The 8,985-nt window shown below is 71.5% G+C and carries 9 protein-coding genes; 6 read left to right on the top strand and 3 right to left on the bottom strand.

Annotation, left to right across the window (positions count from 1 at the left end; all coding sequences use genetic code 11):
* From HY68_RS40060 to HY68_RS13070, 3 genes are all read left to right on the top strand, one after another.
* The coding region (locus tag HY68_RS40060; protein ID WP_041988353.1) for an ROK family protein at positions 1-337 on the top strand (337 nt) is incomplete at its 5' end.
* Complete coding sequence (gene nagA, locus HY68_RS13075; protein ID WP_041988352.1) at positions 337-1,503, top strand: N-acetylglucosamine-6-phosphate deacetylase; 1,167 nt, start codon at positions 337-339, stop codon at positions 1,501-1,503. The genes HY68_RS40060 and nagA, both read left to right, overlap by 1 nt.
* Positions 1,504-1,643: 140 nt before the next feature.
* Positions 1,644-2,621: a 1-phosphofructokinase family hexose kinase gene (locus HY68_RS13070; RefSeq protein ID WP_041988350.1), complete on the top strand. Its 978-nt coding sequence runs from the start codon at positions 1,644-1,646 to the stop codon at positions 2,619-2,621.
* Between the two features lie 39 nt (positions 2,622-2,660).
* Here HY68_RS13070 and HY68_RS13065 read toward each other — a convergent pair whose 3' ends face one another.
* Both HY68_RS13065 and cdgB read right to left on the bottom strand, forming a co-directional pair.
* Positions 2,661-3,737, bottom strand: coding sequence for a CBM35 domain-containing protein (locus HY68_RS13065; RefSeq protein ID WP_041988347.1), 1,077 nt, complete (start codon positions 3,735-3,737; stop codon positions 2,661-2,663).
* Positions 3,738-3,972: 235 nt separating this feature from the next.
* Complete coding sequence (gene cdgB, locus HY68_RS13060) at positions 3,973-5,685, bottom strand: diguanylate cyclase CdgB (protein WP_041988345.1); 1,713 nt, start codon at positions 5,683-5,685, stop codon at positions 3,973-3,975.
* Between the two features lie 548 nt (positions 5,686-6,233).
* Between cdgB and HY68_RS13055 the strand changes: the two genes are divergently transcribed.
* A complete protein-coding gene (locus HY68_RS13055; RefSeq protein ID WP_107070178.1) occupies positions 6,234-6,716 on the top strand; it encodes a flavin reductase family protein in 483 nt (160 codons plus the stop codon).
* Positions 6,717-6,748: 32 nt separating this feature from the next.
* On the opposite strand, the gene arfB is transcribed toward HY68_RS13055, so the two are convergent.
* Entirely contained in the window at positions 6,749-7,180 is a 432-nt protein-coding gene (arfB, locus tag HY68_RS13050; RefSeq protein WP_041988341.1) for an alternative ribosome rescue aminoacyl-tRNA hydrolase ArfB, read from the bottom strand.
* A gap of 248 nt (positions 7,181-7,428) precedes the next feature.
* Here arfB and HY68_RS13045 point away from each other — a divergent pair, with 248 nt between their 5' ends.
* Together HY68_RS13045 and HY68_RS13040 are read left to right on the top strand one after the other, a co-directional pair.
* Entirely contained in the window at positions 7,429-8,004 is a 576-nt protein-coding gene (locus HY68_RS13045; protein ID WP_041988340.1) for a TerD family protein, read from the top strand.
* An 85-nt stretch (positions 8,005-8,089) separates the two neighbouring features.
* Positions 8,090-8,665: a GNAT family N-acetyltransferase gene (locus tag HY68_RS13040; protein WP_041988339.1), complete on the top strand. Its 576-nt coding sequence runs from the start codon at positions 8,090-8,092 to the stop codon at positions 8,663-8,665.
* The last annotated feature ends 320 nt before the right edge of the window (positions 8,666-8,985 follow it).

The raw sequence follows: 8,985 nt of genomic DNA, 5'->3' as shown, positions 1-8,985 counted from the left end.
GGCCAGCGGCGACCCGCTGGCGGACGCCGCCGACTGCGCCAAGGCCGTGGAGTCGGGCGACCCCGCGGCCGTCGAGGTGTGGCGCGACACGATCGACGCGCTCGCCGCCGGGCTCGTCACCGCACTCACGCTGCTCGACCCCAGCACAATGATCATCGGCGGCGGACTCGCCGAAGCGGGGGAAACCTTGTTCACGCCGCTGCGTGCCGCGGTCGAGGAGAAGGTGACGTTCCAGAAACTGCCCACCATCGTCCCCGCCGCCCTGGGGGACACCGCCGGACGCCTGGGCGCAGGGCTGCTCGCCTGGGATCTGCTCTCCACGGAGGTAACCACCTGATGGCCGCAAGCGCCGTACGCACCGCACGCACTGTCCTCGCCGGCGCCCGGGTGGTGCTGCCCGGCGGGACCGTCGACGGCGGCCGGGTGGTCGTCGAGGACGGCAAGATCGCGGAGGCCGCCCCCGCCGGCGACGCCGCCACCCTGGACCTGACGGGCCACTGGGTGGTCCCCGGCTTCGTCGACATGCACAACCACGGCGGCGGCGGGGCCTCCTTCACCTCCGGCTCGGCGGACGACGTGCTCCAGGGCATCGCCACCCACCGCGAGCACGGCACGACCACCGTCGTCGCCTCCACCGTCACCGGCGAGATGGACTTCCTCGCGCAGCGCGCCGGGTTCCTCTCCGAACTGGTCGAGCAGGGCGATCTGGCCGGGATCCACTTCGAGGGCCCCTTCATCTCACCCTGCCGCAAGGGCGCCCACAGCGAGGCGCTGCTGCGCGACCCCGACCCCGCCGAGGTGCGCAAGCTGCTCGACGCGGCGCGCGGTACGGCGAAGATGGTCACCCTCGCCACCGAACTCCCCGGCGGCATCGAGTCCGTACGGCTGCTCGCCGAGCACGGCGTGATCGCGGCGATCGGGCACACGGACGCGACGTACGAGCAGACCGTCGAGGCCATCGAGGCGGGCGCGACCGTCGCGACGCACCTGTTCAACGCCATGCCGGCGATCGGCCACCGGGCGCCGGGGCCGATCGCCGCGCTGCTGGAGGACGAGCGGGTCACCGTCGAACTGATCAACGACGGCACCCATCTGCACCCCGCAGCGCTGGAGTTGGCGTTCCACCGCGCGGGCGCCGGCCGGGTCGCCTTCATCACGGACGCGATGGACGCGGCGGGCTTCGGTGACGGGCTCTACCAGCTCGGTCCGCTGGCCGTCGAGGTCAAGGACGGCGTGGCGCGGCTGGTGGAGGGCGGCTCGATCGCGGGCTCGACCCTGACGCTGGACACCGCGTTCCGCAGGGCGGCCACCGTCGACCGGCTGCCGGTCGAGGACATCGTCAACGCGATCTCCGCCAACCCGGCGAAGCTGCTCGGCCTGTACGACAAGGTCGGCTCGCTGGAGCCGGGCAAGGACGCGGACCTGGTGGTGCTGGACGCGGACTTCACGCTCAAGGGCGTGCTGCACAAGGGCGAATGGGTCATCGAGCCCGAGCTGGGCTGACGCCGGCGCGGATGCCGGTGGAGGGGAAGCGGTTGGTCCGAGGTCTGGGCCAACCGCTTACTTTTTGGCATGATCGTTCCTGCAGTATGCAATCAACGGCAGGGCAGTTGGCGACAGGCGCGTTCTCGGGGGTGTGACAGATGATCGTTACGGTCACGCTCAACGCTGCGCTGGACATCACGTACCGCACCCCGGCACTGGTCCCGCACACCACCCACCGCGTCAGCGACGTCACCGAACGGCCCGGCGGCAAGGGCATCAACGTGGCCCGGGTGCTCGCGGCGCTCGGTCACGAGACCGTGGTCACCGGCTTCGCGGGCGGCAGGACCGGCGACGTACTGCGCGAACTGCTGGCGCACACGTCACAGGCAGGCACGTCACAGGCAGGCATGTCACAGGCCGGCACGTCGCAGGCCGGCACGACCGACGCGCTCGTGCCGGTCGCGGGCGCCACCCGCCGTACGGTCGCCGTCGTGGACGCGGCGACCGGCGACACCACGCAGCTCAACGAACCCGGACCGGTCGTCTCGGCCGCCGAATGGGCCGCCTTCCTCGACACGTACGCCCGGCTCATCGACGGCGCCGACGCCGTCGCGCTCTGCGGCAGCCTGCCGCCCGGCATCCATGTCGGCGCCTACGCCGAGCTGGTACGTCTCGCCCGGGGCGCCGGGGTGCCCGTACTCCTCGACACCAGCGGCGAACCCCTGCGCCGGGGTGTCGCCGCCCGCCCCGACCTGGTCAAGCCGAACGCCGACGAACTCGCCCGGCTCACCGGCTCACGCGAACCGCTGCGCGCCACCCGCGACGCCCGCAGACGCGGTGCCCACGCCGTCGTCGCCTCGCTCGGCCCCGAAGGGCTCTTCGCCGCCACCCCCGAAGGGCTCTGGCGCGCGGCGCCGCCGGCCTCGGTGAAGGGCAATCCGACAGGTGCGGGCGACTCGGCCGTCGCGGGGCTGCTGTCCGGCCTCGTCGAACGGCTCCCGTGGCCGGACCGGCTGGCGCGGGCCGTCGCCCTGTCCACGGCGACGGTCCTGGCGCCGGTGGCGGGCGAGTTCGACGCCGTCACGTACGAAAAGCTGCTGCCCCAGGTCGCGGTGACAGAACAGCCCGCAGGCTGACCTGCGGGCTGACGCTGTGACCTGCTTGACCTGTCTCGGTCAGTCCTGCTTCTTCGGCGGCGTGACCTCGAGCCAGTCGAGGAGCACGTCGCACTGGTTGCCGTTCTCGCAGGAGATCTTGATCGTGTTCTTGCCCTGCTGGAGCGAGACCGGCGCCCAGGTCGTCTGCCAGTTCTTCGCCGGGTCCGGGTCGCTGGACTTGATGAAGTTCGACAGGTTGATCGGGGAGCTGTTGGCCTTGCCGTTGACCGTGAGCGTCGCGTTCATGTCCTTCGCGGGGACCGCGTACCGCACGGACAGCGCGTACGGACCCGCCTTGTCCATGTCCGCCGTCCACGTGACGGAGGATCCGACGGCGTTGAAGCCCGTCACATAGGCGCCGTCGGCGCCCTCGGCGCCCGTGACGTCCTTCGCGAGCGCGGCCCCGCCGCCGAGTTCCAGCGTCGCCGCGTCCTGCTTCGGCAGCTTCGCGACCGGTGCGTCGCCCTTGTCGGACGGCTGACCGCTCGGCTGCTGCGACTGCGCCGCGCTCGGCTGGCCCGACGGCGACGCGTCGTCCTTCTTGTCGCCGCCGCTGGAGGACAGCGCGATCGTGATACCGATCACGACGGCGGCGACCACCGCGACGGCGCCGATCAGCAGCACCTTCGTGTTCGGGCCTCTGCCGCGCCCGCCACCGCGCTGGGCCGGCACCTGACGGGTGGGCGAGCCACCGTCGGGCTGGGCCGCCGGGGCCCCGTACTGGCCCTGCTGCTGGTACTGCGCCTGCTGGCCGTACCCCGACTGACCGTAGCCGGGCTGGCCGCCCTGCTGGCCGTACCCCTGCTGGCCGCCGGACTGCCCGTAGCCGGGCTGCTGCTGCGCTGCCGGGCCCGGGTAGCCGTAGCCGCCCTGGCGCGCCTGCGGCGGCACGGCCTGCTGCCCGTACTGGCGCTCGCCGACGGTCCTGACCTGGTTGTACGACGTTCTGGGCACGCCGGGCTGCGCGGCCGGGCCGGGGTAGCCGTAGCCGCCCTGCCGTCCCTGCGCCGCGGCCGCCGCCTGTCCGTCCTCGTACAGATAGCCGAACGGGTCGTCGTCCTCGGGCTTGCTCGCGCCGTCGTTCCCGGCCGTCATCCCTGGGTCACTCCTTACCATCTCGCCAGCATCGCCGACCGGCCGAGCCTACCTCGGATGGGCGGGCCGCCGGACGGCTCTTGGCTATGCGGGGCCGGTCTTCCGGCCGTATTGGATCACTGTCACGACGGTCGTATGGACGGCGGGGGACGGCTGTCGGGACCACGGGTGAACAACCGCCGCGCTCGCGCCCCGGGGCCTGCGCCGACCCCCGGCCGGTCGTTGTGCGGACGCCCTATCCGGCCCTCCGGTGGACCTTGTTCCGGGCCCGCTTCTCGATGTACATGCGCTGGTCGGCGGATTTCAGCACGTCCTCGACGGACATCCCGCAGCTCGCCCAGCCGATGCCGAAACTGGCGCCGACGCGCACGGCCCTGCCGTCCACCCTGATGGGCGGAATGATCGCGTTCCGCAGCCGTACGGCGAGATCGGCGGCGTCAGCGGCGCCGAGCCCGTCGGCGAGAACGACGAATTCGTCACCTCCGAGCCGGGCGACCGTGTCGCCGTCCCTGACTCCGGTGGTCAGCCGGCGTGCGACCTCGATCAGCACCGCGTCGCCGGTGTTGTGCCCGAACCTGTCGTTGATCGACTTGAAACCGTCGAGGTCGCAGAAGAGGACGGCCAGCCCCTTCGCGCCTTCGTCGTCCTCGCTCGGCGCCACCATGTGCTCGTGGCTGTCGGAGTGGCCGCTGCCCGGGGCGCCGAGGGCGCCGTACCGGCCGCCGCGCTCGCCGGTGCGCTCCTCGTAGCTGTCATGGCCGTCGTAGCCGTCGTACGCGTCGTAGGCCGGCTCGTACAGCACCGTGCCCTCGTAGCCGCCGTACGCCGCGTCCAGCTGCTCCACCGCCGTCTCGCGCAGGGCGTGCGGGCGGGCGCAGAGCCGGGCGCTGAGCCGCGAGCGCAGCTCGGCGCTGTTGGGCAGCCCGGTCAGCGAGTCGTGCGAGGCGCGGTGGGCGAGCGCGAGTTCGCGGCTCTTGCGCTCCTCGATGTCCTCGACGTGCGTGAGCAGCAGCCGGGGGCCGTCGCTGGTGTCGGCGACCACCGAGTTCCGCAGGGAGACCCAGACCCAGCTGCCGTCGCGGCGGGCGAGCCGCAGCTCGGCGCGGCCGCCCTCGGCGGACGTACGGAGCAGGGTGCCGATGTCCTCGGGGTGGACGAGGTCGGCGAACGAATGGCGGCGCATGGCGGAGGCGGGGCGGCCGAGCAGCCGGCACAGCGCGTCGTTGGTGCGCAGCAGCCGGCCGTGCTGGTCGCCGCCCATCTCGGCGATGGCCATGCCGCTGGGGGCGTACTCGAACGCCTGCCGGAAGGACTCCTCGCTGGCGCGCAGCGCCTGCTGCTCGCGCTCCAGGCGGACGAGGGCGCGCTGCATGTTGGCGCGCAGGCGCGCGTTGCTGATCGCGATGGCCGCCTGCGAGGCGTACATCTGCAGGGCCTCCTGGCCCCAGGCGCCGGGGTGCCGGCCGCCGCGCGGACGGTCGACGGATATGACGCCGAGCAGTTCGTTGCCGCCGCCGGACGCGTACATCGGCGCGTACAGCCGGTCCTGCGGGTGCCACTCGTCGGCGAAGCGGGGGTCGGGGCCTTCGGTGTACCACTGCGGGACGTCGTCCTCCAGCAGCACCCAGCCCTCGGTGTGCGGTATGAAGCGCAGCGAGCCCCAGCTGACGCCCATCGACAGCCGGCGCTCCCAGGAGTTGCGGGAGCCGACCCGGCCGGTGATCAGGGCCTCGGCTGCGGCGTTCCCGGCGAAGGCGGCGACGACCAGATCGCCGTCGGCCTGCACGACGTTGACGCAGGCGAGTTCGTAGCCGAGCCCCGAGACGATGCCGTCGGCGACCGTCTGGAGCGTGTCAGCCAGGCTCCGGGCCGTGTTGAGGTCGGCGACCGCCTGATGCAGCTGCCGCAAGGTCGCAAGACGGACGTAGGGCTCCGACTCGGTCTCCATTGCTCGCTCTCCCCGAGACCTCGACAGCAACTCCAGGATTCTCATCGGCTCTCGTGTTGCACCGTCACCGCCACTGAATCACAGCGAGCTGTGCGCCCGGTACACAGGGTCAACAAATTGTCGGCTCTGTGACTCAAGTCACATCAAATGATGAAGAGTAATGGGCGCTTTGTGGGAGCGCTCCACGCGTTTTCCTGAACACAATTCAAGGTTGACCACCTTGCGGCGGGGTCTCAGGTGCGTCAGCCAGGTCCTAGGACTTGACTGGTCCTCTGGCCCGATGCGGACGCCGGAGAGCCGAGACTAGCGTCTGAGGTGTGTCCCAGACGACCCCTGCTTCCTCCTTCGAGGCCCACGACCGCCCCGTCGAGGCCGACGACCGCCCCGTCGAGGCCGACGACCGCCCCGTCGAGGCCGACGACCGCCCGGTTGAGGCCGACGACCGCCCGGTTGAGGCCGACGACCGCCCGACAGTCGGGACGATCCCCCACGCCGGCGGGACGATCCCCCATGCTGAGGGGGTGAGCAACGACGAGTTCCGCGCCGCGATGTCCCGGCTCGCGGCGGGAGTGGTGCTGGTGACGGCGCACGAAGAACCCCTGAGCGCGCACGGCCCGCGCGGCGAGGACGCCGGCATGACGGCGACCGCGTTCCTGTCGGTCTCCCTCGACCCGCCGCTGGTCCTGGTCAGCGTCCGCAACGGCTCGCGCATGGACGACCTGCTGGCCGAACAGCCGCTGTGGGCGGCGTCACTGCTCTCCGAGAGCCAGCGGCACATCGCGGGGCGGTTCGCGATGAAGGGCCGGATCAGCGACCGGCTGCTGTTCGAGGACATCCCCTACCGGCGGGGCGAGGCGAGCGGGGCGCCGCTGGTCGGCGGGGCGCTGGCGGTGCTGGAGTGCCGTACGGAACAGCGGGTCGAGGCGGGCGACCACACGCTGGTGATCGGCCGGGTGCTGACGGCGGAGCTGCCGAGCGGGGAGGGCGGGCCCTTGACGTACTTCAAGGGCCGCTACCACCAGATCTCGTAGGGCGGGGGCCACGACACGGACGGGCGTGGGCGCTATCCCCAGCCGCGCCCGGAACGGCCGCGCTTGGTGTCGGAGCGCTGCTTCTTCTCGCGCAGCCTGCGCTCGTTGATCCCGCGCGGGATCTTCGACTTGCGGCGCTGGCGGGGCGGCGGAGCCGTCGCCTCGGCGAGCAGCGAGGCGAGCCGCACGGCTGCCGTCTCGCGGTTGCGCCACTGCGAGCGGTGCTCCGAGGACCGTACGGACACGACGCCATCGGTGAGCCGGCCTTCGAGCCGCTCCAGCGCGCGCTCCTTCCACACGGGCGGCAGAGCATCGGTCTTGGCGAGGTCGAAGCGCAGCTCCACCTGCGAGTCCGTGGTGTTCACATGCTGACCGCCGGGCCCCGAGGAACGCGAGAAACGCCACATGAGCTCGGCCTCCGGCAGGGAGACCGAACCGCGGATGACATACGGAGGCCCGGACATACGTCCATGGTCGCGTGTCCGTGCCACTTCCGTCACCCGTTTTTCGCCAGGGGGCGGACTGAGCCACGGGCGTCACGGGCGTCACGGGCGTCCCGGGCACCTTCGAACTGCGTCATAGGCACCTTCGAACTGTGTAAAGAAAGTAAAGCGGCTGGAACCTCTCAGTCCCCTGCCCGCGTTATAGGGGTTGACGGTAGCTTCGGGACCGCACGAAGCCCGCACACACGACAAGGAAAGGGACACATCCCATGGCTGTAAGCCTGTCCAAGGGCGGCAACGTCTCGCTCACCAAGGAAGCGCCGGGCCTCACAGCCGTCACGGTCGGCCTCGGCTGGGACGTCCGCAGCACCACCGGCACCGACTTCGACCTCGACGCATCGGCTATCGCGGTCAACGCCACGGGGAAGGTCTTCTCCGACGGCCACTTCGTCTTCTTCAACAACAAGTCGACGCCGGACCAGACCATCGTCCACACCGGCGACAACCGCACGGGTGAAGGCGCCGGCGACGACGAGGCGATCAACGTGAACCTGGCGGGCCTGCCCGCCGACATCGACAAGATCGTCTTCCCGGTCTCCATCTACGACGCGGAGACCCGCAGCCAGAACTTCGGCCAGGTGCGGAACGCGTACATCCGCATCGTCAACCAGGCCGGCGGCGGCGAGATCGCCCGCTACGACCTGAGCGAGGACGCCGCCACGGAGACCGCGATGGTCTTCGGTGAGCTGTACCGCAACGGTGCGGAGTGGAAGTTCCGCGCGGTCGGCCAGGGCTACGCCTCGGGCCTGGTGGGCATCGCGACGGACTTCGGCGTCAACCTCTGACACGCCTCCCCTTTCGGGACAGCACGCCACGGAGGGCCCCCGGCATTACGGCCGGGGGCCCTCCGCGTGTGGGTACGCTGCGACGATGATCGTCGAACCGCTGACCCCCGTGGACGGCGCGCTCCCCGGGGAGCTGCTCACCGACCTCGCCGCGCTGTACGCGTCCAACAGGGAGTTCCAACAACTCAGCGGCGACTTCCCGGACGCGGACCACATCAGCCCCGAACAGGTCGCGACGTCCCTGGCCGACGAACTGGCCCACCCGGCCGCAGAGGTCCTCATCGCCCGCGCGGCGGGCCGCCTGGTCGCAATCGCGGTGACCCTGGCCCCGGACCCGGCTGGCACGGACCCGAGTCCGGGCCCGGGTCCGGGTCCGGGCCCCTGGATCGGCCTCTTGATGGTCCACGCGGACGAGCAGCGCGCGGGGTACGGCCGAGAGCTGGCGACGGTGGTGGAGGACCGCTTCCGCGCGTCGGGCCACACGACGGTCAGAGTCGCGGTCCCGAAGACCAACCACCAGGCCCTGGCCTTCTGGACGGCCCTGGGCTACGCCCAGCTGGCCGAACAAGAGGACCAAAAGTCGGGCCGCCCGTGCCGAATCCTGGGCAAGCGGCTGACGAAGGACGGGGACGCGAACGGGAACGGGGACGGGGACGCCTGAGCGGGGAGCTGTGCGGCCGGGGGTGCGGGCCGGGGCGCGGCAGTTGTATGGGGGGACTCGGGCCGCCTCGGCGTCCACCCCCGCCGGGGAGCGGCTGAGACTCATGCCCCGCTGGTCCGTGTCAGGGCGCATGAGCCGCAAGATGTGCGAACGCCGGGATTAGCTGAGCCGAGGGCCGCCCCTGGGGTTTGAGTGTCGCGGCTCCGGTCCGGGCGTCAAGGGCGCTCCTTCGTCGCGTCGGCTACGCCGATTGCGCTTCGCTCCACCCTTGACCCCCGACCCTCCACCGCAAGTGCATCTTCGGGGGGGCGGCCGGGGGG

The organism is Streptomyces sp. AcH 505 (assembly GCF_000818175.1).
Lineage (GTDB): Bacteria > Actinomycetota > Actinomycetes > Streptomycetales > Streptomycetaceae > Streptomyces.
Note: the sequence above shows the minus strand (reverse complement) of the source record. Positions and strands in the feature narration are given on the sequence as shown.

Bases quoted from the DNA above. Each gene is read 5' to 3' on its own strand.
- cdgB (WP_041988345.1), bottom strand. From the start codon at position 5,685: ATGGAGACCGAGTCGGAGCCCTACGTCCGTCTTGCGACCTTGCGGCAG.
- HY68_RS13045 (WP_041988340.1), top strand. From the start codon at position 7,429: ATGGCTGTAAGCCTGTCCAAGGGCGGCAACGTCTCGCTCACCAAGGAA.
- arfB (WP_041988341.1), bottom strand. From the start codon at position 7,180: ATGTCCGGGCCTCCGTATGTCATCCGCGGTTCGGTCTCCCTGCCGGAG.
- HY68_RS13040 (WP_041988339.1), top strand. From the start codon at position 8,090: ATGATCGTCGAACCGCTGACCCCCGTGGACGGCGCGCTCCCCGGGGAG.
- HY68_RS13065 (WP_041988347.1), bottom strand. From the start codon at position 3,737: ATGACGGCCGGGAACGACGGCGCGAGCAAGCCCGAGGACGACGACCCG.
- HY68_RS13055 (WP_107070178.1), top strand. From the start codon at position 6,234: ATGTCCCGGCTCGCGGCGGGAGTGGTGCTGGTGACGGCGCACGAAGAA.
- nagA (WP_041988352.1), top strand. From the start codon at position 337: ATGGCCGCAAGCGCCGTACGCACCGCACGCACTGTCCTCGCCGGCGCC.
- HY68_RS13070 (WP_041988350.1), top strand. From the start codon at position 1,644: ATGATCGTTACGGTCACGCTCAACGCTGCGCTGGACATCACGTACCGC.